20 protein-coding genes, 2 tRNA genes and 1 pseudogene are annotated in these 24,409 nt (G+C 73.2%); 19 read left to right on the forward strand and 4 right to left on the reverse strand.

Features of this window, described 5'->3' with window-relative positions; translation table 11 throughout:
* Positions 1 to 43: 43 nt before the first annotated feature.
* Entirely contained in the window at positions 44 to 2,140 is a 2,097-nt protein-coding gene (locus ACIGXW_RS20680) for a hypothetical protein (protein ID WP_399574342.1), read from the reverse strand.
* A gap of 275 nt (positions 2,141 to 2,415) precedes the next feature.
* Here ACIGXW_RS20680 and proB point away from each other — a divergent pair, with 275 nt between their 5' ends.
* From proB to ACIGXW_RS20705, 5 genes are all read left to right on the forward strand, one after another.
* Positions 2,416 to 3,534 carry a glutamate 5-kinase gene (proB, locus tag ACIGXW_RS20685; protein WP_218182869.1) on the forward strand — a complete coding sequence of 373 codons (1,119 nt, stop codon included), beginning with the start codon at positions 2,416 to 2,418 and terminating at the stop codon, positions 3,532 to 3,534.
* 231 nt (positions 3,535 to 3,765) lie between these two features.
* A complete protein-coding gene (locus ACIGXW_RS20690) occupies positions 3,766 to 4,209 on the forward strand; it encodes a hypothetical protein (RefSeq protein ID WP_399574343.1) in 444 nt (147 codons plus the stop codon).
* 100 nt (positions 4,210 to 4,309) lie between these two features.
* A complete protein-coding gene (locus tag ACIGXW_RS20695) occupies positions 4,310 to 5,620 on the forward strand; it encodes a glutamate-5-semialdehyde dehydrogenase (RefSeq protein ID WP_071963331.1) in 1,311 nt (436 codons plus the stop codon).
* A 55-nt stretch (positions 5,621 to 5,675) separates the two neighbouring features.
* On the forward strand, positions 5,676 to 6,305 hold the full coding sequence (locus ACIGXW_RS20700; RefSeq protein WP_071963329.1) for a hypothetical protein: 630 nt from the start codon (positions 5,676 to 5,678) through the stop codon (positions 6,303 to 6,305).
* 184 nt (positions 6,306 to 6,489) lie between these two features.
* Positions 6,490 to 7,563: a hypothetical protein gene (locus ACIGXW_RS20705; RefSeq protein WP_399574344.1), complete on the forward strand. Its 1,074-nt coding sequence runs from the start codon at positions 6,490 to 6,492 to the stop codon at positions 7,561 to 7,563.
* Between the two features lie 6 nt (positions 7,564 to 7,569).
* Here ACIGXW_RS20705 and ACIGXW_RS20710 read toward each other — a convergent pair whose 3' ends face one another.
* Positions 7,570 to 8,661, reverse strand: a complete 1,092-nt coding sequence (locus ACIGXW_RS20710; protein WP_071963327.1) for a M48 family metallopeptidase — start codon at positions 8,659 to 8,661, stop codon at positions 7,570 to 7,572.
* A 97-nt stretch (positions 8,662 to 8,758) separates the two neighbouring features.
* On the opposite strand from ACIGXW_RS20710, the gene ACIGXW_RS20715 reads away from it, so the two are divergent.
* The 9 genes from ACIGXW_RS20715 (at position 8,759) to ACIGXW_RS20755 (ending at position 13,554) form a co-directional block, all read left to right on the forward strand.
* The gene (locus tag ACIGXW_RS20715) at positions 8,759 to 8,929 is read left to right on the forward strand and encodes a hypothetical protein (protein WP_177337874.1); all 171 of its coding nucleotides are present in this window, start codon (positions 8,759 to 8,761) and stop codon (positions 8,927 to 8,929) included.
* A 100-nt stretch (positions 8,930 to 9,029) separates the two neighbouring features.
* Entirely contained in the window at positions 9,030 to 9,194 is a 165-nt protein-coding gene (locus tag ACIGXW_RS20720; protein WP_177337872.1) for a hypothetical protein, read from the forward strand.
* A 55-nt stretch (positions 9,195 to 9,249) separates the two neighbouring features.
* The gene (nadD, locus tag ACIGXW_RS20725) at positions 9,250 to 9,861 is read left to right on the forward strand and encodes a nicotinate-nucleotide adenylyltransferase (protein ID WP_071963325.1); all 612 of its coding nucleotides are present in this window, start codon (positions 9,250 to 9,252) and stop codon (positions 9,859 to 9,861) included.
* A gap of 48 nt (positions 9,862 to 9,909) precedes the next feature.
* Positions 9,910 to 11,559: an LCP family protein gene (locus ACIGXW_RS20730; protein WP_399574345.1), complete on the forward strand. Its 1,650-nt coding sequence runs from the start codon at positions 9,910 to 9,912 to the stop codon at positions 11,557 to 11,559.
* Between the two features lie 144 nt (positions 11,560 to 11,703).
* Positions 11,704 to 12,138 carry a ribosome silencing factor gene (rsfS, locus tag ACIGXW_RS20735; protein ID WP_071963320.1) on the forward strand — a complete coding sequence of 145 codons (435 nt, stop codon included), beginning with the start codon at positions 11,704 to 11,706 and terminating at the stop codon, positions 12,136 to 12,138.
* On the forward strand, positions 12,135 to 12,788 hold the full coding sequence (locus ACIGXW_RS20740) for a histidine phosphatase family protein (RefSeq protein ID WP_071963369.1): 654 nt from the start codon (positions 12,135 to 12,137) through the stop codon (positions 12,786 to 12,788). The genes rsfS and ACIGXW_RS20740 overlap by 4 nt, the downstream gene beginning before the upstream one ends.
* 115 nt (positions 12,789 to 12,903) lie before the next feature.
* A tRNA-Ala gene (locus ACIGXW_RS20745) sits at positions 12,904 to 12,976 on the forward strand.
* A 126-nt stretch (positions 12,977 to 13,102) separates the two neighbouring features.
* The gene (locus ACIGXW_RS20750) at positions 13,103 to 13,336 is read left to right on the forward strand and encodes a hypothetical protein (protein ID WP_071963321.1); all 234 of its coding nucleotides are present in this window, start codon (positions 13,103 to 13,105) and stop codon (positions 13,334 to 13,336) included.
* A 145-nt stretch (positions 13,337 to 13,481) separates the two neighbouring features.
* Positions 13,482 to 13,554: transfer RNA gene (locus ACIGXW_RS20755), tRNA-Ala, on the forward strand.
* A 65-nt stretch (positions 13,555 to 13,619) separates the two neighbouring features.
* Here the strand turns inward: ACIGXW_RS20755 and ACIGXW_RS20760 are convergent.
* Both ACIGXW_RS20760 and ACIGXW_RS20765 read right to left on the reverse strand, forming a co-directional pair.
* A complete protein-coding gene (locus tag ACIGXW_RS20760) occupies positions 13,620 to 15,122 on the reverse strand; it encodes an NADH-ubiquinone oxidoreductase-F iron-sulfur binding region domain-containing protein (RefSeq protein WP_399574346.1) in 1,503 nt (500 codons plus the stop codon).
* An 8-nt stretch (positions 15,123 to 15,130) separates the two neighbouring features.
* Positions 15,131 to 15,829, reverse strand: coding sequence for a hypothetical protein (locus tag ACIGXW_RS20765; protein ID WP_399574347.1), 699 nt, complete (start codon positions 15,827 to 15,829; stop codon positions 15,131 to 15,133).
* 320 nt (positions 15,830 to 16,149) lie between these two features.
* Here ACIGXW_RS20765 and leuS point away from each other — a divergent pair, with 320 nt between their 5' ends.
* From leuS to ACIGXW_RS20790, 5 genes and pseudogenes are all read left to right on the forward strand, one after another.
* The gene (gene leuS / locus ACIGXW_RS20770) at positions 16,150 to 18,999 is read left to right on the forward strand and encodes a leucine--tRNA ligase (RefSeq protein WP_399574348.1); all 2,850 of its coding nucleotides are present in this window, start codon (positions 16,150 to 16,152) and stop codon (positions 18,997 to 18,999) included.
* Positions 19,000 to 19,150: 151 nt separating this feature from the next.
* Positions 19,151 to 19,915: a hypothetical protein gene (locus ACIGXW_RS20775; protein WP_399574349.1), complete on the forward strand. Its 765-nt coding sequence runs from the start codon at positions 19,151 to 19,153 to the stop codon at positions 19,913 to 19,915.
* Between the two features lie 69 nt (positions 19,916 to 19,984).
* A complete protein-coding gene (locus ACIGXW_RS20780; RefSeq protein WP_399574350.1) occupies positions 19,985 to 20,830 on the forward strand; it encodes a DegV family protein in 846 nt (281 codons plus the stop codon).
* Between the two features lie 170 nt (positions 20,831 to 21,000).
* Positions 21,001 to 21,840 (forward strand): helix-hairpin-helix domain-containing protein, encoded by an 840-nt coding sequence (locus ACIGXW_RS20785; protein ID WP_399574351.1) that lies wholly within the window; start codon positions 21,001 to 21,003, stop codon positions 21,838 to 21,840.
* Positions 21,837 to 24,350 (forward strand): annotated as a pseudogene (locus ACIGXW_RS20790) (ComEC/Rec2 family competence protein); the annotation flags it as partial. The gene ACIGXW_RS20785 and the pseudogene ACIGXW_RS20790, both read left to right, overlap by 4 nt.
* Between the last annotated feature and the right edge of the window lie 59 nt (positions 24,351 to 24,409).

Genomic DNA, 24,409 nt, shown 5'->3' on the forward strand with positions numbered 1-24,409 from the left:
CACATGCAGCCCGTCCGGCGTTTGCGTTGCGCCAGTCCGGGTCTCAGGTGACGGAGACCGCCGGCTCCTCCGCCGGTTCCGGCAGGGCTTCGGCCTCGGCCTCGTCGGCCGTCGCCGACGCCCGCGGGGCCGGGATGTCCGAGGAACGGGCCTCCATCCGCTCCCGCCGCTCGTCCGCCTTCGCGGCGAGCGCCAGCGCGGCCCGGTTGAAGCGGACCAGCGAAGGCGGGTCGGAGGGGCCCAGGAGGCGCTCCTTGAGCTCCGCACGGGCCCCGGCGAGGGTGTCGAGGGCGGGGTCGCGAACCGTGGCCAGGAGGCCGTCCACGCCCTCCGCCCCGGGCGTGAGGATCGTGGCCGCGCTCACCGTCGGGAAGTTCGCGCGGAACTCCTCCTCGTCCATGCCGCTGGTGTTGGCCACGGCGTACGGCTTCTCGCTGATCAGATAGTCCGACACGACGCTCGAGACGTCGCTGATCAGCAGCTCCGACTGGTTGAAGCAGCTGAACAGCGCCGGCCGCGCGGTCGTGATGACCTGGTGCTCCCAGTCGGGCAGGGAGGCCCAGTAGGCGTTCTCCCAGTCGGTCGTGGCGGCCTCGACGGTCGCGGCGCGGCCCGTCTCCGGGGTGGACTGCACCAGCATCCGCTCGATCTCGTCGGCGCTGTCGCGGAAGGCGCTGGTGGTGAGCCGCTCCAGCTCGGCCGTGCGGCGCGCCAGTTCCGCCGCCGCCTCCGCTCCGGGGCGGGGCCCCGAGCGGGCCGCGTTGGCCTCGTGGATCATCGCCTGGATGCGCGCGTTGGCCTGGCCGGCGCGCGGGTCGACCGAGCCGGTCATGGGGTGCGGCTTGTACAGGAGGCGGACCTTGGGGTCGGCGAGCAGGGCGCGGACGATGTTCTCGCCGGCGAGCATCACCGAGGTGTTGCCGGGGTTGCCGTCCCAGCCCTCCCACGTGGGGGCGTACAGGACGGTGGTGAAGCGGTCGTCCGCGGCTTCGTCGCGGGCGCCGGCGGGCCTGATGGGGGCGAGCTGGGGGCGGCCGACCTCGACGACGTCCTTGTCCTCGACGCCGATGTCGGCGAGTTGGTAGCGCTCGCGGGCGGCCGGGCCGGCGACCCAGACCTCGTCGTACGCCTTGGAGTACGGGTTGCAGCTGGAGAGCTTGTCGCTCTCGCCGTGGTTGGTGAAGGCGTGCTTGATGGAGGGCATGCGCAGGACCTGGGAGGTCTTGCCGGAGTTCGCCGGGTGCAGCAGCACCTTCAGCGAGGACTTCTCCAGGGCCATCAGATGGACGACCTTGGGGATGCACACGATCGGCACGTCCGTGGCCTCGATCTTCTGCACCATGAAGCGCTCGCGCAGCACGATGACGGGCTTGCCGTCCAGCGCGGCGAGGGTCGAGAGCCACATGTTGGCCTGGTAGGCCGAGCTCGTGCCGCCGGAGAAGTACATGCCGACGGTGGGCTTGTAGGCGGCCAGCCACCGGTCGAGCCACTCCAGTGCCTGCTGTTCGCCCGCGATGCGCTTGGCGGGGCGCAGCCAGCTCGCCAGGTGCACCGTGCCGCCCAGGGCCAGGGCCAGGGCCAGGCCCACGCCGGCCTCCGCCCACACGGTGTCCTCCGTGGCCGCCGTGACCAGCAGGCCCGCCGTGGCCGGCGTGGTGAAGCGCAGCAGCCGTCGGCCGTGCTGGCGGGCCAGCAGGCGCGGCGGCGCTTCGGTCAGGTGCAGCCCCGAGGCGTCGATGTTCCGGGTGAGGAACGGCAGGGTGCGGCTTCTGCGGACGAGGATCGCGGTGACCTGGCAGCCGAGGTGGGCCGCGTAGAACAGCGCGAGACCGACGATGACGGGTGCGTAGCCGCGCAGGGATCCGTCGCCGTGCAGCCGCAGCAGCCCGATCAGGACGAGCATGTCGCGCAGCAGCTGGCGCACCATGACGTCGAAGCGGATCTTTCCGAGCACGGCGACCAGACCGGGGTCGCGATGCTGCAGGTACAGATCGAGGGCGAGACCCGTCGCCGAGGCGGTGATCAGCAGCGGCACATGGGGCAGCAGCGCGCCGACGAGCTGGAGTGTGAAGAACACCAGCATCGAGAGCAGCACCGCGAGCTGCACTGCTCGGCGGGAGGCTGTTCCGGCAGAAGGCACTGGAGGGGCTCCTGGCAGGAGGGCTTGGGGCAGGGGGGAACCGTCGGAAGACACTGTGGAGGACGACGGTCGACCACCGACCGTATGACGGCCGCTGGGCAAGGAGCAATCTTCCACGACGTCAACCGTCACAAAACAGGGTCGAACGCCCGCAATCGTCAGACGGTAGATTTGCGGACCTGAACAGATACGGCCGCAGGCACAGCATCGGTGAAGACAGAGGTGTACTTCCGTTGATAGGGGCAGGGGCGTCGGACACGGCCCGGCAAGAGGTCATGGCAGCCCGCAGGATCGTCGTCAAGGTGGGATCCTCGTCACTCACCACCGCGGGCGGGGGTCTGGACGCCGACCGGGTTGACGCCCTCGTCGACGCGCTGGCCAAGAGCGTCGGGGACGGCAAGGACGCGGCCGCGGACAAGGAGATCGTGCTGGTCTCCTCCGGCGCCATCGCCGCCGGGCTCGCACCGCTGGGCCTGGACCGGCGACCGCGCGACCTGGCCCGCCAGCAGGCCGCCGCCAGCGTCGGCCAGGGGCTGCTGGTCGCCCGCTACACCGCTTCCTTCGCGCGCTACGGCCGCCGCGTGGGCCAGGTGCTGCTGACCACCGACGACACCAGCCGCCGCGCGCACTACCGCAACGCCCGCCGGACCCTCGACCAGCTGCTGTCGATGGGTGCCGTCCCGGTCGTCAACGAGAACGACACGGTGGCCACGGACGAGATCCGCTTCGGCGACAACGACCGGCTGGCCGCGCTCGTAGCCCATCTCGTACGGGCCGATCTGCTGGTGCTGCTGTCGGATGTCGACGGGCTCTACGACGGTGATCCCAGCACCCCGGGCACCTCGCGGATCGCCGAGGTCCGCGGGCCGGCGGACCTGGAGGGGATCTCCATCGGCAGCGCCGGCAAGGCCGGCGTGGGCACCGGCGGCATGGTCACCAAGGTGGAGGCCGCCCGGATCGCGGCGGCGGCCGGCATCCCGGTCGTGCTGACCTCCGCCAGCCAGGCCGCCGACGCCCTGCGGGGCCGTGCCACCGGCACCTTCTTCCACCGCACCGGCCGCCGCTCCGCAGACCGGCTGCTGTGGCTCGCGCACGCCTCCACCCCGCGCGGCGCCCTGACGCTGGACGACGGGGCCGTACGGGCCGTGATCGAGGGGACCGGTTCGCTGCTGCCGGCGGGCATCGCCGCGGTCGAGGGTGAATTCAGCGCGGGCGACCCGGTCGAGCTGCGCGACCCCGCGGGCCGGGCCGTCGCGCGCGGGCTGGTCACCTACGACGCGGGCGAGATCCCCCAGCTGCTGGGCCGCTCCACCCGTGATCTGGCCCGTGACCTGGGACCGGGCTATGAGCGCGAGGTCGTGCACCGTGACGATCTGGTCGTCCTGCGCCGCTGATACGGGCATGCCGCACGGCGATGCGGGCATGCCGCATCGCTGACGGGCGTTATCCACGGACGAGAAACCGCCGGTAAGGACAGCCTTTCCATGGGGCCTTTCCGTAAAACCGCCACGCGGCCGCCCGCCGACTGGTCAACTTTGATGCAGGGCGCCGTGAAGGACGCACGGGCCCACGCACCACAGGCTCCGCCGCACGCGCGCGGAGCGGCGAACAACAGGAGGCCGCCGGTGAGACGAGGGCGCCCAGGGGCGCTGCCCCGAGGGACGGCTGGGCGGACACTGACCAGCGTCGGGTCAGGTGACACGGGGGAGCGGGCGGATGCCGACGACGTGGCGCGGCTGTGGCACATCACCCTCAGCGTCTCGGGCGCGGAGGCGCCGCTCAAGGAGGTCCGGCGGGCGCTGGAGCAGCTCGCCCACGACCATCCGTTCCTGCTGACCAGCCGCTATGCCAACGACCACGCGGAGATCCGCTACTGGGAGGAGGCGCGCGATCTGCACGACGCGGCGGCCGTGGCGCTGCGGCTGTGGGGCGAGCACCGCTCCACCGCTCAGCTCCCGCCCTGGGAGATCGTCGGCCTGGAGGTCATCGACCGCGAGACCTACCACCAGCGCATCGCCGAGGGCTGCGGACCCCTGCCGGCCACCCCGGTCGGGGTGCACCCCTTCTAGCCGACCGCCGGCCCCGGCGCCCTCCCGCTGCCCGGTACCGGACGTCCCGCAGTGTGGAATACCGCTCGGTCGCGGCCTGCCGCACGGTTAGGCTGCGGCCATGAGCAGTGTCTTCCCCTCCCCCCTTGCCGACCCGATGCCGCAGTCCCCGGTGCTGCGTGCCGCCTACCGTGCCCGTGCCGCGGCCGCCGAGCTCGCGCCGCTGCCACGTTCGGTGAAGGACGAGGCGCTGCTGGCCATCGCCGACGCGCTGGAGGTCCGTACCCGCGAGATCCTCGACGCCAACGCCGAGGACGTCGCCAAGGCCCGGGCCGCCGGCACCAGCGAGTCCGTCGTCGACCGGTTGACCCTGACCGCCGAGCGGGTGCGGGCCATCGCCAAGGACGTGCGCGACGTGGCCGCCCTGCCCGACCCGGTGGGCGAGGTCGTGCGCGGCTCCACGCTCCCCAACGGCATCGACCTGCGCCAGGTGCGGGTGCCGCTCGGCGTCGTCGGCATCATCTACGAGGCCCGGCCCAACGTCACCGTGGACGCCGCCGCCCTGTGCCTGAAGTCGGGCAACGCCGTCCTGCTGCGCGGCTCGTCCTCCGCGTACGCCTCCAACACCGCCCTGGTGCGCGTCGTGCGCGATGCGGTGGGCGGGGCCGGGCTGCCCGCGGACGCCGTGCAGCTGGTGCCGGGCGAGAGCCGGGAGTCCGTCCGGGAGCTGATGCGCGCCCGGGGCATGGTCGACGTGCTGATCCCGCGCGGCGGCGCCTCGCTGATCCGCACGGTCGTCCAGGAGTCCACCGTCCCGGTCATCGAGACGGGCACCGGCAACTGCCATGTGTACGTCGACGCCGAGGCCGACCTCGACATGGCCGTGGAGATCCTGATCAACTCCAAGGCCAGCCGGGTCAGCGTCTGCAACGCCGCCGAGACCCTGCTGGTCCACCAGGACATCGCCGGGCGCTTCCTGCCGCGCGCCCTGGCCGCGCTCGCGGAGGCGGGCGTGACCGTGCACGGCGACGAGCGGGTGGTGGAGGCGGCCGCGGCCGCGGACACCGGCGCCACCGTGGTGCCCGCGACCACGGAGGACTGGGAGACCGAGTACCTCTCGTACGACATCGCCGCCGCCGTCGTGGACGACCTGGACGCGGCCGTGCGCCACATCCGGCTGTGGACCTCCGGCCACACCGAGGCGATCGTCACCACCTCGCAGGCCGCCGCTCGCCGGTTCACCCAGTTGGTGGATTCCACGACGGTCGCGGTCAACGCCTCCACCCGCTTCACCGACGGCAGCCAGTTCGGTTTCGGGGCCGAGATCGGCATCTCCACGCAGAAGCTGCACGCACGCGGCCCGATGGGTCTGCCGGAGCTGACCTCGACCAAGTACATCGTCACCGGCGACGGTCACGTCCGGGGGCGGTAGGCCGAATTCCCGTACCGGTCGCGCGGATTGACCGGTTCGGGTCTACGCTGGACGGGTGCCGGACGACGTGGGGGGCAAGCCGTTCCCGGACGGCGAGGAGCCCGAGAGCCACCGCCATGGAGACGCGGACGACGTGTTCGCCTCCGTGGTCTTCGACGAGGAGTTCGTGCGGTCCGCCGCGGTCCACGAACCCTCAGCGGTCGAGCGGATGCTCGCCGCCGACCGGGCCCGTGCGGAGACCGATGCCGCGCGCGCCCGGGCCGGCGGCGGCCCCGCCGACGACGACCCGTACGACGACGCCCCCGACGACGGCTACGGCCCGCCCGGGCGCCACGCCGACCGCCTGGGGGAGCTGCACGGCCTCGCCAGGGACCTCGACCCGGACGACGCCTACGGCCCTTACGGGCGGTACGGCACGGCTCGCGGGCCCTACCGCGGCCATGCCCGCTGGCACCGCCCGGTGGCCTGGGTGCTGGCGGTGGTCATGGGCATAGGCGTGATCGCCCTCGCCTTCACCGCCGTCTACCGCGGCGCCTCCTCGGGCAACCGTCAGGCCCCCGCCCAGACGCCCGCCACCACGGGCGTGGACGCCCCGGCGGGGGAGCGGCGGCAGCAGCACCCGCTGCCGTCGGTCTCGGTCGACACCGAACCGCCCGTGGCCTCCGCCGTGCCGCCCCCTCGCTGACCGTCACCGTCCGTCACGCCGGGGCGGTCACCCTCCGTCATTCGGCGTGACCCTCCGTCTTTTCGTCACGGAGTGCTACTGCCTGGCCAGGATTGGCGAGCCCGGCCCGGCAGCTTGAAATTTCGTCAGAACTTGTCGCGTACCAGGGCGTTTACCAGGCGCTCCGCAGACCTACTCTTGAGATATGAACGGGCCTGGAGACCCCCCTGAGGGCACGCCCGAGGGCCCCCAGGGAGGTGGCGACGAAGAGTACCGATCCGTCGTGTTCGACGAATCGTTCGTCCGTGCTGCCCGGCTCCAGGAGTTCTCCGCCCGCGAGCGCATGGACGACCACGCCCCGGCCGTCCGCACCCGGCACGCCTGGGCCCGCGTCAGCGCCTCGCGCCAGGTGCTGCTCCTGGTGATGCTGATCGCCCTCGCCTTCGGCACGGCCGTCTACATGGGCCTGCGCCACCCCTACAAGGAGCCCAGGCCGCCCACCGCCGAGGCCCTGCGCACCGCGATCGTGCCGCTCGCCCCGCGTGACCCGGTGCCCGGGTCCACCGCCGTGAAGGACCTCTTCGACAACAGCCCCGCCGCCCAGTTCCGCGACGGCGCCGAGGGCGTCACCCTTCCGGCCGCACGCCGCACCCAGAATTTCTCCGAGAGCCTGGTGATGGCCGCCCTGGCCACCGCCAAGGAGTACACGGTCAAGTCCGCCCTCGACCCGGCCGTCCTGACCGGCGGCGGCCACCGCACCGTCCGGCTGCTGCTCGCCCCTTCCCAACTGGCCCAGTTCGACCGGAGCTTGTCCCACCCCGCCGACGACGGACGGTACGCCGCCACCGGCTGGCTGATCCGCTTCGACCCCGCCCAGGTGGCCCTCGCCGACCGCACCGTGCGGACCCAGGGCACCTTCTCGATCACCGAGGCGTCCCCGGCCGCTCTGGAGGTCTCCTCCGACCACACCTTCGTCTACGCCGTCCGCGCCGCGAAGGGGCCCGAGGAGGCGTCGCTGTTCACCGTGCGGCGCACGATGCGCTTCCGCTTCGACCGCGACGACCTGCAGGAGCACCACGTACAGGTGCTGCAGAGCTATCTGCTGGCAGGGCCGCAGTCCTGCTCGGCGGACGACGCCGGCTATCTGCGGCCGCTGCTGGCCGGCCAGAAGGCGAGCACCGCGGGCCCGAACGGCACGGACCCCTACGCTCCCGGCCCCACGACCTCCGACCTCTGCGGCGCCCTGTCCCCGTCGTCCCAGCCGACGCTGCGGCGCTGAACCGGATCAGGACCCCGGCGTGTCCCGCCCACCGTCCCCGGGAGCCTTCGGCGGCGTCGCAGCGCCCCCGCGCCCCCCGAACGTCTCCCGCAGCTTGCCGCCCAGGTCCGAGGCCCCGCCCGCCAGGTCCCGCACGAGCCCCATCAGCGGGTCCTTGCTGGAGCGGACCGCGTCGGCGTAGTGGTTCGCGGACTGCCGGAAGGAGTCGGAGACCGACGCGTCCTTGTCCTCCGCCCGGCGCGGGTAGTGGCCGTCCATGATGCGCTGGTGGTCGCGGCTCTCGGCCCACTTCTTCAGCTCCGCCGCCCGTACGGTCGTGAACGGGTGGCTGCGCGGCAGCACGTTCATGATCTTCAGTACGGAGTCGCGCAGGTCGCCGCCCCTCTCGTACTCCTCCGCCTGGGCGAGGAAGGCGTCCACGTTCATCTCGTGCAGGTGGTTGCCGCCCGCGATCTTCATCAGCCCCCGCAGGGAGGCCCGCAGGTCCTGGCCCACCAGCAGCCCCGCCCGGTCCGCCGACAGCTCGGACTTGCGGAACCACTCGCGCAGCGCCGTCACGATCCCCATCACCGCGATGTTGCCCAGCGGGATCCAGGCGACCTTCACGGCCATGTTGGTCAGGAACAGCAGGATCGTGCGGTAGACGGCGTGCCCGGAGAGGGCGTGGCCCACTTCGTGGCCCACGACCGCCCGCATCTCCTCCTCGTCCAGCAGCTCCACCAGACCGGTGGTGACCACGATGATCGGCTCGTCCAGGCCGATGCACATGGCGCCGGGCTGCGGATCCTGCGTGACGTACATCGCCGGGACCCTCGGCATGTCCAGGATGGAGCAGGCGTCCAGCAGCATCGCGTGCAGATGCGCGAACTGCTGCTCGCTCACCCGCACCGACTCGGACAGGAACAACAGCCGCAGACTGCGCTCGGGCAGCAGCCCGCTCAGGGCCTTGAAGACCGTGTCGAAGCCGCTCAGCTTGCGCAGCGCCACCAGGGCGGAACGATCCGCCGGATGCTCGTACGCACGCGAGGAGATGTCGGGGAAGCGCCTGCGGTCGCGGCCCGGCGCCCGCTCGTGGCTGTCGGTGTGGCTGTCGCTCATGTGGAAAGACCCCCTCAGTGGCCCTTGTCGATGGCCCGTCCCCCGGCTTCCGGACCCCAGCCTAGGCCGTGGCTCCGGCATGGCTACCGTGGGAGTCATGCCCCTCATCAATGGTTTCACCACGCATCCCGGGTTCACCGAGGTCCTCGCCGTCTCCAAGGGCGACACGGGCCCGGGCGCGGTGCTGCGCACGGTCCTGATCGTCGGCGTGGTCGGCGTCGTCTTCCTCGCCTGGTTCCTGCTGCGCGGGTACGGCAAGAAGGACTGAGCGGCCCGAGCCGCGGAGTCGGCGTGAGCTTGCCGTAAGGGCCCGCATACGATGTGGCAGAAGTCTCCACCCGATCCCATCCCGGATAGGTCCTGCCGACGTGACCCTCACCACCGCCCACAGCGCCCTGATCACCCTCGCTTCCGAGGGCGAGCACCACGTGGACACCCACGAGAGCATCAGCCCCTACATGACCGGCGGCGCCGCCCTGGTCATCCTGCTGCTCCTGCTCTGGATCACCACCCGCTTCAACCGCGACCGCTGATCCCGCCGGTCCCTGGAGGTTCGGCGTGTCGGGGAGCCCAGTAGGGTCTGCACGCATGGGAGAGCAGACAGGGCCCGCGAAGCGGCGGCTCGGAGTGATGGGCGGGACGTTCGACCCGGTCCACCACGGACACCTGGTCGCCGCGAGCGAAGTGGCCTCGCAGTTCCACCTGGACGAGGTGGTCTTCGTGCCGACCGGGCAGCCGTGGCAGAAGAGCCACAAGCAGGTGTCCCCGGCCGAGGACCGCTATCTGATGACGGTGATCGCCACCGCCTCCAACCCGCAGTTCTCGGTCAGCCGCATCGACATCGACCGGGGCGGCCCGACCTACACCACGGACACCCTGCGGGACCTGCGCGCCCTCAACGAGAACGCCGACCTGTTCTTCATCACCGGCGCCGACGCGCTGGCGCAGATCCTCACCTGGCGTGACACCGAGGAGCTCTTCTCGCTCGCCCACTTCATCGGCGTCACCCGGCCCGGTCACATACTGGCCAACCCGGGGCTGCCCGAGGACCGCGTCTCCTTCGTCGAGGTCCCGGCCCTCGCCATCTCCTCCTCCGACTGCCGCACCCGCGTCGCCCAGGGGGAGCCCGTCTGGTACCTCGTGCCCGACGGTGTGGTGCGCTACATCGACAAGCGCAGGCTGTACCGTCACGACGGCTGAGACCGGAGCGAGGGCCGACTCCGGCTCGATGGGCATCGAGGGGCACTGGTGAACGACCGACAGGACCCGTACGCGCACGACCCGTACGCGCCGCAGCAGCAGGTCCACGGCTATGACGCGTACGGGCAGCCGGTGTACCGGCCGGACGCCCCGGAGCGCGTGTACGACCAGTACGGTCAGCCCCTTCAACAGCAGGCACAGCAGACGTACGGCTACGACCCGTACGCCCAGCAGGCTCCGCCCGCCCAGCAGCAGGCGTACGACTCCTCGTACGGCCCCTACGATCCGTACGCCCAGAACCCCGCACCCCAGGACCAGCCCCAGCAGACCCAGCAGCAGGAGTGGATCCCCCGGCAGGCGGGCCCGCCCGCGCACGAGGAGCCGCCGGCCGCGCAGGTCCGCACCGGGCAGCGGGTCCCCGAGCCCCGGCCGGCCGCGGGAGAGGCGCCGGACGCGCCGGACTACCGCACCGAGCAGTTCTCCTTCATCGAGGAGCCGGACGAGGACTCCGAGGACGTCATCGACTGGCTGAAGTTCAGCGAGAGCCGCACCGAGCGGCGCGACGAGCGCAAACGCAAGGGCCGCAACCGCTACGTCGCGCTCGCCGTGGTGCTGGTCCTGGCGCTCGGCGGCGGCATCGGCTGGTTCCTGCTGGCCGGCGGCGAGGAGAAGAAGGGCCCGGCGGCGGTGAGCGGCGCGCAGAAGCGCGACGTCATCGTCGTGCACCTGCGCCAGACCCGGGGCGGTGACAGCGCCACGGCCCTGCTGGTCGACAACGCGACCACCAAGAAGGCCACGGCGGTGCTGCTGCCGAACGCGCTGGCCCTCGGCAAGGAGGGCGGCGGCGCCACGACCCTCGGCAAGGCCGTCCAGGAGGCCGGCACCGGCGGCACCCGGGACGCGCTGAACACCCTGCTCGGCGCCGACATCAAGGGCAGCTGGCGGCTGGACACCCCCTACCTCGAGAACCTCGTCGAGCTGGTCGGCGGCATCACCGTCGACACGGACACGACCGTCCCCGGCGCCAAGGAGGGCGACCGCCCCCTGGTGAGCCCGGGCAAGGGCCAGAGCCTGAGCGGCCAGACGGCGGTCGCCTACGCCACCTACCAGGGCCCCGGCGAGGACCAGGGCAAGCCGCTGGCGCGGTTCGGCCAGGTCATGCAGGGCGTGCTGCGCAAGATGTCCAGCGACGCCAAGGCGGCCACCACGACCGTGGAGTCGCTCGCCCAGATCCCCGACCCCTCGCTCTCCGTCCAGCAGCTGGGCGCCTCGCTGGCCCACCTCGCCGAGAAGGCCAAGGAGGGCTCGTACGGCACCGCCGTCCTGCCCGTGCAGTCCGACGGCACGCTCGGCGAGCGGGCGGCTGACGGCGTGGTCAAGGACGTGCTGGGCGGCACGGTGAAGAACACCGACAAGAACGCACCGCCCCGGGTGAGCGTGAAGAACGCCACAGGCACCCCGGCCGCGACCGGATCGGCGCAGGTCAAGCTGGTCAACGGGGGCTACACCTACGTCGACGGCGGCTCGGCCGGTCCGGCTCAGGCGACCTCCTCGGTGGTCTACGCCGACGAGGCCCGGGCGGCCGAGGCCAAGGAGGCCGCGAAGACGCTGGGGCTGCCGGAGAAGGCCGTGCGCAAGGGCGACGGCGCGGGCAACGCCGACATCACCGTGGTCCTGGGCAAGGACTACAAGAGCTGAGCGCAGGCGGGCCGTCCCGGCGGCCCGGGGCCCTGCCGGGGCGGTCCCGGGGCGGTCCCGGGGCGGGCGGAAAAGGCCAGGAGGGGTGTCGGCGGGTCGTGAGACCCTTGAGAGGTACTGACCCTCTTTACGAAAGCATGGCTTGTGACCGCCACTGACCGCTCCATCGAGCTCATCCAGGCCGCTGCCCAGGCGGCCGCCGACAAGCTCGCGCACGATGTCATCGCGTACGACGTCAGCGACGTGCTGTCGATCACCGACGCCTTCCTGCTGGCCTCGGCCCCCAACGACCGCCAGGTCAAGTCGATCGTCGACGAGATCGAGGAGCGGCTGCTCAAGGACCTCGGCGTCAAGCCGGTGCGCCGCGAGGGCGACCGTGACGCCCGCTGGGTGCTCCTGGACTACGTCGACATCGTCGTGCACGTCCAGCACAGCGAGGAGCGGGTCTTCTACGCCCTGGAGCGGCTGTGGAAGGACTGCCCCGAGATCGACCTGCCCGCCGACGCCGTCGCCACCCGCGGCAAGGCCGACGAGCACGCCCGCGCGCAGGCGGCCGAGGTGGACGGGGACCTGAGCTGAACGGCCGTCCGGGCGGCCGGGGCCGCCGGATCGTGCTGTGGCGGCACGGTCAGACCGCATGGAACGTGGAGCGCCGCTTCCAGGGCACCACGGACATCGAGCTGACCGGCACCGGCGTCGCGCAGGCGCGCCGGGCCGCCCGGCTGCTGGCGGCGCTGCGGCCGGACGCCATCGTCGCCTCCGACCTCAAGCGCGCCGCGGCCACCGCCGCCGAGCTGTCGGCCGTCACGGGCCTGGAGGTCTCCCACCACCCCGAGCTGCGCGAGACCTACGCGGGCACCTGGCAGGGCCTGACCCACGAGGAGATCTCCGAGCGCTACGGCGAGCAGTACGCGGCGTGGAAGCGCGGCGAGCCCGTGCGCAGGGGCGGCGGCGAGCTGGAGACCGAGGTCGCCGACCGGGCCGCGCCCGTCGTGCGGTCCCACGCCGAGAAGCTGCCCGACGGCGGCACCCTGGTCGTCGTCAGCCACGGCGGCACGATCCGCACCACCATCGGCCGGCTGCTGGGCCTGGAGGCCCGCTCCTGGGAGGCCCTGGGCGGCCTCACCAACTGCTGCTGGTCTGTGCTGGGCGAGGGCGCGCGCGGCTGGCGGCTGCAGGAGCACAACGCCGGGACGCTGCCCGAGCCGGTCCTCGGCGACGACGACTGAGGTGCCCGTCGTGTGGCCCCTGAGGCCCGATTTCACTTCTGGGCAGGTCACAGGCTAAAGTTCTTCTTGTTCGCGGGGAACGCGGAGGGAAACCTCCGGGGGAACCGAGAACAGCGGGGCTATAGCTCAGTTGGTAGAGCGCCTGCATGGCATGCAGGAGGTCAGGAGTTCAATTCTCCTTAGCTCCACAGTTCGGACGATCCCGTCTCCCACTCACAGGGAGGCGGGATTGTTGCTGTTCCGGCGTGGTCCCGTGGCAGAATCGGACGGCCGGGAGCGGACGGGGCCGAAGGGGAGGGGGTTGGAGCTGACCCATGGGTGCTCACAGCCGGAAGTGCGACTGGTGCGGCAGCGGGACGCCGATCGTCCGTGACATGGAGCCGCTCAACTCCGAATACCAGTACTGGTGTGTGGAGTGTGCGCGGGCGCTGATCATAAAAGGCGACCCGATCGAGACCTACCGCGAGCTCGAGGGCGAGCCGATCTACGGACGGCTGCTCGACGAGCACTGCGCGCTGAAGAGGTTCTACTCCTTCGCGACGGCCTGACCCCTCGCGACGGCCTGAAAATCGGTCAAACCGGGGCGACCCGGTCGGGGGGTCGAACCGATTTGGCAAGTGGGGGGGAGGTCCGTGTAATGTAATCCGTGTCGCCAGGGAGACCGCAAGGAAAACCGGGCGGAAAACAAAACAAGGGGCTATAGCTCAGTTGGTAGAGCGCCTGCATGGCATGCAGGAGGTCAGGAGTTCAATTCTCCTTAGCTCCACAGAAGATGAGAGGGTCGTCCGCAAGGACGGCCCTCTCATCGTTTGTCCTCTCCTCGTTTATGGATCATTGCCCGCGGTCCAGGCGCAGCGCCAGCGCCGGACAGCGGCGTACGGATCGTTGCGCGCGCCCCCGAAGGTGCTCGGGCACCCCTGTGTCCGCCAGCACGGGAAATCCGTCCGGTCCGATGCGTACGAGCTCGGGCAGCAGCCCCGCGCACAGCCCGTGCCCCTCGCACAGCGTCCAGTCCACCGCCAGCCGCTCCGTACGCCCCTCGCCGGGCGCCTCGCCGGGCGGGCTCGGCAGGGGCAGCACGCCGGCCGTGGGGCGCCCGCAGCCGCTGCCCAGGACGTGCGCGGCCAGATCGTCCGTGAACGCCGTCAGGGCGCTCAGCACGAAGCGCGCCGAGCCGTCCGGATGGGCGCACGCCCCCCGGCCGCGTACGCCCCCCGCGGCCTCCCGTACGCCTTCCAGCGCGCCGCGCCCGCCGCCGGCCACCACGTCCGCCAGCGCCCCCGCGAGCGTCGGCAGGCCGAGCCGGCAGGGCCCGCACTGGCCCGCCGACTCGGCCGCCAGCCAGTGCGCCACGCGGACCGTCTCGCCCAGCGGGCAGGTGGCGTCGGGCAGCGGCAGCACCGCGCCCGCGCCCAGGCTCGCGCCGCACGCCGCCAGGGCGTTCCGCGACAGCAGCGCCTCCGCCGCCGTCGGCGCGTCCAGCCAGCCGCCGTGATAGCCGCCGACCAGCACCCCCTGCGGCGCCTGCCCGGCCCCGCACCGGGCCAGCACGTGCGGCAGCGCCACGCCGCTCGGCGCCTCCACCACGCAGGGGCCGGGCACCGCGCCGGAGACGGTGAGCAGGACGGTGCCCGGCTCGTCCGGCGTGCCGGCCGTGGCGTAGCGGGCGGCGCCCAGGCGGGCGGCGAGGGCGAGTTGGGCGAAGGTCTCGGTGTTGGAGAGCAGCGTCGGCAGCCCGGCCAGGCCCTGCTCGCTGGCGCGCGGGTGCCGGCCGGGCGGGAGCGCGGGCCCGCCGTCGGCGGCGCGCAGCAGGGCGGACGACTCACCGGAGACCATGCGCTCGGGCAGGCGTACGACCCGGGCGCGTACCGCCCGTCCGCGCCGGTCGGCCAGACCGCGCTCCGCGAGCGCCTCCCGCATGGACGCCTCCGTGCCCGGCCGCGTCACCCCGACCACGAGCGTGCGGGCCCCGAGCGCCTCGGCGGCCAGCAGTGCGCCGTCCAGCACCAGGTGCGGGGCGCGCTCGAGCAGGACGGCGTCCTTGCGGCACGCGGGCTCGCCCTCGCAGCCGTTGACCATCACCGCGGGCCGGACCCCGCGCCGCCGCGCCGTGCCGCCCACCGCGCGCAGCTTCCGCGCGAACGGGAAGCCGGCGCCGCCGCGCCCGCGCAGGGCGACCGCTTCCGCGAGCCGGATCAGATCGTCCTCGGTCAGGCGCGGCGCCGTGCCGTGCACGGCCAGGTGCGCCCGCCGGTCCAGGCGCCCGGCGTCCTCGAAGCCGGCCGTCAGGCGGGGCTGCCCGAGCGCGAGCACCTCCGGCAGTCCGCCGGTCACGGCGGCCCTCACCGGTGCCGGCCCGGCGCGCCGTGGGCGGCACGGGGCCGCGCGAGGTCCGTGCCGGCGTACGGCACGGGGGCTTCCCGGACCGGCTGCGGGGCAACGGCGACGGCCTCTTCGGGGCGTCGGCGGCGGCCCCGTATGCGGTGCTCCGGTACGCGGCGGCCCTGCGCGAGGCGCGCCAGCGCGAGGCGTAACAGGAGCGCGCCCGCCACCGCCGCCAGGCAGAGCGCGTAGCAGAGGGTCACCCAACGCGCCGGGGCGCGCCCCGCGTTGAGGCCGTGCAGGAGGGCGGCGCACCAGGCGGCGTAGGCGCAGCCGTGCAGCGCCCGCCAGCGGTGGGCGGCGCTTCCGCGCCCGGCGAAGGCGCTGCGCCCGGCGCCGGTCGCCGCGGCGAGCACCATCAGATGGCCCGCGAGCGACCCCAGGGCGATCAGCCCGTCGCGGCCCCGGACACCGGAGGAGAACGGCAGCAGGGCGGCGCCGGCCGAGGCGTGCGCCTCGGTGACCTTGACGCCCACGTGGACGAACAGGAAGCCGAGCGCGCCGACGGCGGTCGCCCGGTGCACGGCCTGGGCGAGCAGCCGGCTGCGCGGGCCGAGGACCAGCCGGTCGGTGGCGATGAGCCCCCAGACGACGGTCGCGGTCAGCGAGACCAGGGCGAGCACGCCACCGGTCTGGTCGAGGAAGCGGTGGAGGTCCATGCCCCGGCACGCTAGGCAGCGGGCCGCGGCGGCGGCCGCGCTTCGCGCAACCCCGGTGGGCGGCGGGGTGCCGCTGCTAACGTCTGCGGGGCCCTTGCCTCGGTGCGGTACCTTCCGCCGCTGCGGTAACCTGACCCCATGCGTGCCGTACGCCTCCTGCTTAGCGAGCCGCGCTGATCAGCACCGACCGGTGACTTCCGGTCGGCATCGGCGCGGCGTCCCCTCCTGTGCGAGGGGCTTTTTCATTTCCGGGGCCAGCCCGGAGGACCGGAATATCGCAGCCGCAGGCAGAGACGACGATCGATGGAGCTTTGAGGACGATGAGCGAGACCCCCACCGCCGCCGAAGTGGCCGCCCCGCACCGCTACACGGCCGCGCTGGCCGCTGACATCGAGGCGCGCTGGCAGGACTTCTGGGACGCGGACGGCACGTACGCCGCGCCCAACCCCAGCGGAGAGCTGGCGGGCGACCCGGACGTCGTCGCCCGGCCCAAGAAGTTCATCATGGACATGTTCCCGTACCCCTCGGGTGCGGGCCTGCACGTCGGCCACCCGCTCGGCTACATCGCCACCGACGTCTACGCGCGCTACCACCGCATGACGGGCCACAACGTCCTGCACACCCTCGGCTTCGACGCCTTCGGCCTGCCCGCCGAGCAGTACGCGGTGCAGACCGGCACGCACCCCCGGGTGTCCACCGAGGCCAACATGGACAACATGAAGGCGCAGCTGCGCCGCCTGGGTCTGGGCCACGACAAGCGCCGGTCGTTCGCGACGATCGACCCGGAGTACTACAAGTGGACGCAGTGGATCTTCCTGCAGATCTTCAACTCCTGGTACGACGCGGACGCCAAGAAGGCCCGGCCGATCAGTGAGCTGGTCGAGGAGTTCGAGAGCGGGCAGCGTGAGGTTCCGGGCACGCGCGCGTGGAGCGAGCTGAGCGCCGCCGAGCGCTCCGACGTCCTGGGCACGTACCGCCTGGCGTACGCCTCCGACGCGCCCGTGAACTGGTGCCCCGGCCTGGGCACCGTGCTGGCCAACGAGGAGGTCACCTCCGACGGCCGCTCCGAGCGCGGCAACTTCCCCGTCTTCAAGTCCAAGCTGCGCCAGTGGAACATGCGGATCACCGCCTACGCGGACCGCCTGATCGACGACCTGGACGCCCTGGACTGGCCCGAGGCCATCAAGCTGCAGCAGCGCAACTGGATCGGCCGCAGCGAGGGCGCCCGCGTCGACTTCGCGGTGGCGGACGGCGCCGAGGCGAAGGTCACGGTCTTCACCACGCGCCCCGACACCCTGTTCGGCGCCACCTACATGGTGCTGGCCCCCGAGCACGACCTGATCGACGCCATCGTGCCCGCCGAGTGGCCCGAGGGCACCAAGGACATCTGGACCGGGGGCGCGTCGACCCCGGCCGACGCCGTCGCCGCCTACCGCAAGCAGGCGCAGTCCAAGACCGACGTCGAGCGCCAGACCGAGGGCAAGGACAAGACCGGTGTCTTCACCGGTGCGTACGCCCTCAACCCGCTGACCGGCGAGCGCGTCCCCGTCTTCGTCGCCGACTACGTCCTGATGGGCTACGGCACCGGCGCGATCATGGCCGTCCCGGGCCAGGACGAGCGCGACTGGGAGTTCGCCACCGCCTTCGACCTGCCCATCATCCGCACCGTCCAGCCCCCCGAGGGCTGGGAGGGCGAGGCGTACGGCGGCCAGGGCCCGGCGATCAACTCCGCCAACGACGAGATCGACCTCAACGGCATGGAGATCGACGAGGCCAAGCGCACCGTCATCGCCCACCTGACCGAGCGCGGCATCGGCGAAGGCACCATCAACTTCCGCCTGCGCGACTGGCTGTTCAGCCGCCAGCGCTACTGGGGCGAGCCCTTCCCGATCGTCTACGACGAGGACGGCGTCGCCCACTCGCTGCCCGAGTCGATGCTCCCGCTGGAGCTGCCCGAGGTCGAGGACTACTCGCCGCGCACGTTCGAGCCGGACGACGCCGACACCTCGCCCGAGACCCCGCTCTCGCGCAACGAGGACTGGGTCAACGTCGAGCTGGACCTCGGCGACGGCGTCAAGCGCTACCGCCGCGAGACCAACACCATGCCCAACTGGGCCGGCTCCTGCTGGTACGAGCTGCGCTACCTGGACCCGCACAACGACGAGCGCCTGGTCTCCGCCGACGCCGAGCAGTACTGGATGGGCCCGCGCGAGGGCCAGCCGCACGGTGGCGTCGACCTGTACGTCGGCGGCGCCGAGCACGCCGTGCTGCACCTGCTGTACGCCCGGTTCTGGTCCAAGGTCCTCTTCGACCTGGGCCACATCTCCTCGGCCGAGCCGTTCCACAAGCTCTACAACCAGGGCATGATCCAGGCGTACGTCTACCGCGACAGCCGTGGCATCGCCGTCCCGGCCGCCGAGGTGGAGGAGCGCGACGGCGCGTACTACTACCAGGGCGAGAAGGTCAGCCGGCTGCTCGGCAAGATGGGCAAGTCCCTGAAGAACGCCGTCACGCCGGACGAGATCTGCGCCGAGTACGGCGCGGACACGCTGCGCCTGTACGAGATGGCGATGGGTCCCCTGGACGTCTCCCGCCCCTGGGACACGCGCGCCGTCATCGGCCAGTACCGGCTGCTGCAGCGCCTGTGGCGCAACGTGGTGGACGAGAACACCGGCGAGGTCACCGTGGTCGACGCCGAGCCCGACGAGGCGACGCTGCGCGCCCTGCACAAGGCCGTCGACGGCATCTCCCAGGACATGGCGAACCTGCGCTTCAACACCGCCATCGCCAAGGTGACCGAGCTGAACAACCACGTCACCAAGCTGCGCGAGGTGCCCCGGTCCGTCGCCGAGCCGCTGGTGCTGCTCTTCGCGCCGCTGGCCCCGCACATCGCCGAGGAGCTGTGGCGCAAGCTCGGCCACACCGACTCGGTCGTGCACCGGGACTTCCCCGTGGCCGACCCGGCCTACCTGGTCGACGAGGCCGTGACCTGCGTCGTCCAGATCAAGGGCAAGGTCAAGGCCCGCCTGGAGGTGCCCCCGTCGATCTCCGACGAGGAGCTGGAGAAGGTGGCCCTGGCCGACCCGGCGGTCGTGGCGGCGCTGGCCGGGGCGGGCATCCGCAAGGTGATCGTGCGGGCGCCGAAGCTGGTGAACATCGTTCCGGCGTAAGGGCTCGCGCATGAGCTAGGGGTTTGTCCCTACGGGCAGGTTGGGGGTTCTTCCGGAACCCTCGGCCTGCCCGTTGCGTTTACGGTGGAGGGGTGGGGACGGACCCTGCCGTTGATGTGCCGGGCCCGCCCGGGCCTCTGGAGGAGCGCATATGGACGCCGCCGCCGCGATCTTCGCCGTGATCTTTGCGATCCTCGTCGCGTTCGCGGTGATCGCCGCGGTCAGGACGGTGCGGGCGGTCAAGCGCGGCGTGGACCGCACGGTCACCCAGGCGCGGCGCACGGTCGAGGACACGCGGCTCAAGGCCAGGCAGTACGTCCAGCCGGGCCCGGGCGGCGAGGTCGCGCAGCTGCGGCTGTCCCTGCGCACGTCGATGCGTGCCACCCAGGACGTGCTGCGGGCGGCCCTGCCTGAGGATGCCTCCCTGTCGGAGTCCCTGGCCCTCTTCGAGCGGCTCAGCGCCCATGCCCACGAGATCGACGAGGACCTGCGCAAGCTGGAGACCGAGCCGGACAAGGGCCGGGTGGCCGCGCGCCTGCCGGAGCTGCGCGAGCGCACCGAGCGCGTCACGCACTCGGCGGACTCGCTGCGGTGGGCCGCGCAGGACCGGGCACGGCAGTTCGCGGACGACGACCTGTCGGCGCTGAGCGAGCAGATCCGGATGGAGACGGGCGCGCTGCGGCACTGGGAGACGGAAACGGAGCCGGTGGCCGGTACGGGAGCGGCGGCGGCGTCGGGTGCCGGGGCGAAGCCCGGGGCGTCGGGCGGTGCCCCGAAGGCTTCCGGTGAGGCGTCGGCGCAGGCCGGCGCGGCGGACGCCGGGGAGCCGGAGCGGGCCGCGATCACCGGGCGGGATACCTGGCGGCAGGCAGGGTACTCCTGGCAGAAGGCCAAGCGTCCGGAAAGCACCGCCTGACAGCCGGGAGGGCCCGCAAGCGGAGGCTCGCACTGCCGTCGGGGCGGCCTGGCGGGTACCCTCCGGTGCATGTCCCGCCATGTCGCGATCATCACCGATTCAACGGCCTACCTGCCGCAACAGGAGAGAGAGCGGCACGGGATCACCGCCGTACCGCTGACGGTCGTCCTGGGCGGCGAGGCGCTGGAGGAGGGCACCGAGATCTCGGCCCGGTCGGTGGCCCAGGCCCTGCAGAAGCGGAGGCCGGTGACCACGTCCCGCCCCGGCCCCGAGGTCTTCGCCGCGGCCTACCGCGCGGCAGCCGAGGCCGGTGCCGAAGGCATCGTCTCCCTGCACCTGTCCGCCGAGCTCTCCGGTACGTACGACGCGGCCGTGCTCGCGGCCCGGGAGGCGCCCGTCCCGGTCAGGGCCGTGGACACGGGCATGGTGGCCATGGCCCTGGGGTTCTGCGCGCTGGCCGCCGCGGAGACGGCGCAGGCCGGCGGCACGCTGGACGAGGCGGTGGCCGCGGCGGAGAAACGCGCCCAGGGCACTGCCGCGTACTTCTACGTCGACACCCTCGACTACCTGCGGCGCGGCGGCCGCATCGGCGCCGCACAGGCGCTGCTGGGCTCGGCGCTCGCCGTCAAACCGCTGCTGCAGCTGGAGGACGGCCGCATCGAGCTGCGCGAGAAGGTCCGCACCGCGTCCAAGGCCATCGCCCGCCTGGAGGAGATCGCCGTCGAGCGGGCGGGCACCGCGCCCGTCGACGTCGCCGTCCACCACCTGGCCGCCCCCGACCGGGCCGCCCTGCTCGCCGAGCGGCTGCGGGAACGGGTGCCGGGGCTGGCCGACCTGCAGGTGAGCGAGGTGGGCGCGGTCATCGGGGCGCACACGGGGCCGGGGCTGCTGGGTGTGGTGGTCTCGCCCAGGTAGGTCGGGGTGTGCTGAGCCTTTGGGCGCGCTGGGCGTTCCTTGCCCCTGACGGGTGACGGAGTTTTCCACAACCGGCCGGTTATCCACGGAAATCAGGCTGCTTCAGCGGGGCAGGCCGAACACGTCTACGGTCACGTGCCATGACTGCTCGATCACATGGCGTGACAACCGTGGGGGCTGCCTCGCTCGCCCGGGACTTCGGTTCCCTGCGCGAGAGGGTGGCCGCTGCGCCGGCGCCCGACTCCAGGCCCGTGCGCGGGGGTTGGCGGGGTGCCTTGTGGGACCGGTTGCCGGTGTGGGTGCACCTGCGGTGCGGCATCGAGCCGAGGACGCTCGCCGCGCTGGCGGTGGTGCTGGTGGCGGCGGTCGCCTTCGCGGGCTACCACTTCTGGGCCGGGAGACCGCAGACGGTACGGCCGCCGGCGCGCGAAGGGCCCGCCGCGGCGGTGGGCACCGCGCCGAGGGTGGTTCCCACGGCGGTTCCCACAGTGGTTCCCACGGCGGCGGTCGGGGCGAGCGCGCGGGCCGTGGTGGTGGACGTGGCGGGCAAGGTGCGGCGCCCCGGCGTTCAGCACTTGCCGGCCGGTTCGCGGGTCGCCGACGCGCTGGAGGCGGCAGGGGGAGCCCGCCCGGGGGCCGATACGACCGGCCTCAACCGGGCCCGGGTGCTCACGGACGGGGAACAGATCGTGGTGGGCGTGCCGGGTGTTCCAGGGGTTCCAGGTGTTCCTGGTGTGCCGGGCCCGGCAGGCGCGTCCGGGGCTGGTGGGACGGCGGCGGGTGCGAGTGGCCCACGTGGCGGTCCGGGGGCGTCGGGCGGGCCGGTCAGCCTCAACTCAGCAACGCTCGAGCAGCTTGACGCCCTGCCGGGCGTCGGCCCTGTCCTCGCCCAGCACATTCTCGACTACCGCACCCGGCACGGCGGCTTCCGGTCCGTCGCCGACCTCCGGCACGTCAACGGCATCGGCGCCCGCCGGTTCACGGACCTCAAGCCTTTGGTCCAGCCATGAGGCAGGCGGCGGTGCGGTTCATGCGGGGAGAAGACGGGGGCGGCGCCGACGTCGGCGATGCGGGCGACGGGCCGTCGGCGGGAGGCGGAGCCGAGGGCCGGGCGGCCGATCTGCGGCTGGTCGTCCCCGCGCTCGCCGCGTGGGCAGCGGCGGCGGCCGCCCTGACGGCCGACGGCGGGGACGTCGCCCTCGCCTGTGCCGGGGCCGTGACCGTGGCCTGTGTGCTGTTGGCCGCCGTGCGCCGCGCCCCGGGCGGGCGGGACGGCGCCGTGAGGGGGCCGGGCGCTCGTACCGCCGGGGTGGTGGTCGCGGTGGTGGCGGCGCTGCTGTGCGCCTCGGCCGGAGCGGCGGCCGGCGCCCTGGCGGGGGCCGACACACGGCGCGGGCCCCTGCCGGAGCTGGCGCGGCGGTACGAGCGGGCCACCGTCGAGGTGACGGTCACCGGGGACCCGCGGGCCACGCGGCAGAAGGTGCGCGGCTCGGTCCGCACCGCGCCCGCCGTCGTCGTGGAGACGGAGGCGACGGACGTCCTCCCCGCCTCAGGCGCGACCGGATCCCGCACGAAGGTCCGCACGCCGGTCCTGCTGATCGCCGGTCAATCCTGGCTGGGGCTCCTGCCCTCGACCCGGCTGCGAGTCGAGGGCAGGCTGGCGCCGCCGGTGCGGGACGGGGACCGCGTCGCGGCCGTCGTGCGGGTCGACGGCCACGAGCCACCGCAGGTCGTTGGTGGGCCCTCCACACTGCAGCGCGCGGCGGGCAGGCTGCGCGCGGGCCTGCGGGCCGCCACGGACGGACTTCACCCGGACGCCCGGGCGCTGCTGCCGGGGCTGGTCGTGGGGGACACCTCCCGCGTTCCGCCGGATCTCGACGAGGCGTTCCGTGCCACAGACCTGACGCACCTTCTGGCCGTGTCCGGAGGGAACTTCACGGTCCTCCTCGTCCTCCTCATCGGGCCGCCGCACCTCGCCTCGCGCGCCGAGCGCCGGGGGCTCGCCGCGCGGCTGGGCATTCCGCTGCGGCTGACCGCGGTACTGGGGGGTGTGGTCGCGCTCGGGTTCGTGGTCGTGTGCCGGCCCGATCCGAGCGTGCTGCGGGCCGCCGTGTGCGGCCTGATCACCTTGCTGGCGATCGGCACGGGACGGCGCCGGAGCCTGCTGCCCGCCCTCGCGGCGGCCACGCTGCTGCTGGTGCTCGTCGACCCGTGGCTGGCCCGGAGCTATGGGTTCCTGCTCTCGGTCCTGGCCACCGGAGCCCTGCTGACGCTCGCCCCGCGCTGGAGTACGGCGCTGCGGCGGCGCGGGATGCCGCCCCGGCTCGCGGAGGCCCTCGCCGCGACGGCCGCGGCGCAGGCGGTGTGCGCACCGGTGCTCGCGGTGCTGGCGGCCCGGGTGAGCCTGGTCGCGGTGCCCTGCAACCTCCTCGCCGAGCCCGCGGTCGCCCCCGCCACCGTCCTGGGCTTCGCCGCGCTGGCCGTCGCCCCTGTGGCGCCGCCCGTCGCGGAGGGCCTCGCGTGGCTGGCCGGCTGGCCTGCCTCCTGGACGGCCACCGTGGCCCGGACGGGGGCGGGGTTGCCCGGGGCGGAGCTCGGCTGGCCGGGCGGCCCGGCCGGCGGGCTGGCGCTGGCGGCCGTCACGGCGGTCGTCGTGTTCGCCGCCCGTCCCGTGCTGCGCCGCCCCTGGGCCTGTGCGGGCTGCGCACTGCTCCTGCTGCTCGCGATCGTCCGTCCGGTGCCGTTGACGCGGGCCGTCACGGGCTGGCCGCCACCCGACTGGCGGATGGTCGCGTGCGATGTCGGACAGGGAGACGCCCTGGCCCTGGCGGCCGGTCCGGGCACCGCCGTGGTCGTCGACGCGGGCCCGGAGCCGCGGGCGGTCGACCGCTGCCTGCGGGAGCTGGGCGTCGACAGGGTGCCGCTGCTGTTGCTGACCCACTTTCACGCGGACCACGTCGACGGGCTGCCCGGTGTGCTGCGCGGCAGGGCGGTCGGGGCGATCGGGACGACGGCGTTCGCCGAGCCGGCGGGGCAGGCCGCGTTCGTGCGCCGGGAGGCGGAGCGGGCACGGGTGCCGGTCGTCGAGGCCGTGCCGGGGGAGCGGCGGCGAGTGGGGGAGCTGTCCTGGGAGGTGCTGTGGCCGCCGCCCGCCGGGACGTCCGCCGTGGCCGAGGAGGGGCCCAATGACGCCAGCGTGGCTCTCCTCGTGCGTAGCGGGGGTCTGACGCTCGCTCTGCTGGGCGACCTGGAGCCGCCCGCCCAGCAGGAGTTGTGGGAGTCCCGCCCCGAGCTGCCGGCGGTCGACGTCCTCAAGGTCGCCCACCACGGGTCCGCCTACCAGGACCCGCGGCTGACGCGAGGCCTGCGACCGCGCCTGGCCCTGATCTCCGCCGGCGCCGGCAACCCCTACGGTCACCCTGCCGCTCGCACGGTCGCCGCCCTGCGGGCGCAGGGAGCGACGGTCCTGCGCACCGACATGGACGGCCCGATCGCCGTGATCGGCACGGCCACGGCGGTGACGGGCGGACGAAGAGGAAGTCGCAGACGCGGAAGTACGGGCGGAAGCACGTGGGGAGG

It is taken from the genome of Streptomyces sp. NPDC053079, from assembly GCF_044546695.1.
Lineage (GTDB): Bacteria > Actinomycetota > Actinomycetes > Streptomycetales > Streptomycetaceae > Streptomyces.

Coding starts and splice junctions, on each gene's coding strand:
- ACIGXW_RS20710 (WP_071963327.1), bottom strand. CDS start 8,661: ATGAGCGACAGCCACACCGACAGCCACGAGCGGGCGCCGGGCCGCGAC.
- ACIGXW_RS20695 (WP_071963331.1), top strand. CDS start 4,310: ATGAGCAGTGTCTTCCCCTCCCCCCTTGCCGACCCGATGCCGCAGTCC.
- ACIGXW_RS20750 (WP_071963321.1), top strand. CDS start 13,103: ATGGGTGCTCACAGCCGGAAGTGCGACTGGTGCGGCAGCGGGACGCCG.
- leuS (WP_399574348.1), top strand. CDS start 16,150: ATGAGCGAGACCCCCACCGCCGCCGAAGTGGCCGCCCCGCACCGCTAC.
- ACIGXW_RS20705 (WP_399574344.1), top strand. CDS start 6,490: ATGAACGGGCCTGGAGACCCCCCTGAGGGCACGCCCGAGGGCCCCCAG.
- proB (WP_218182869.1), top strand. CDS start 2,416: ATGGCAGCCCGCAGGATCGTCGTCAAGGTGGGATCCTCGTCACTCACC.
- nadD (WP_071963325.1), top strand. CDS start 9,250: ATGGGAGAGCAGACAGGGCCCGCGAAGCGGCGGCTCGGAGTGATGGGC.
- ACIGXW_RS20715 (WP_177337874.1), top strand. CDS start 8,759: ATGCCCCTCATCAATGGTTTCACCACGCATCCCGGGTTCACCGAGGTC.
- ACIGXW_RS20780 (WP_399574350.1), top strand. CDS start 19,985: ATGTCCCGCCATGTCGCGATCATCACCGATTCAACGGCCTACCTGCCG.
- ACIGXW_RS20775 (WP_399574349.1), top strand. CDS start 19,151: ATGGACGCCGCCGCCGCGATCTTCGCCGTGATCTTTGCGATCCTCGTC.
- ACIGXW_RS20765 (WP_399574347.1), bottom strand. CDS start 15,829: ATGGACCTCCACCGCTTCCTCGACCAGACCGGTGGCGTGCTCGCCCTG.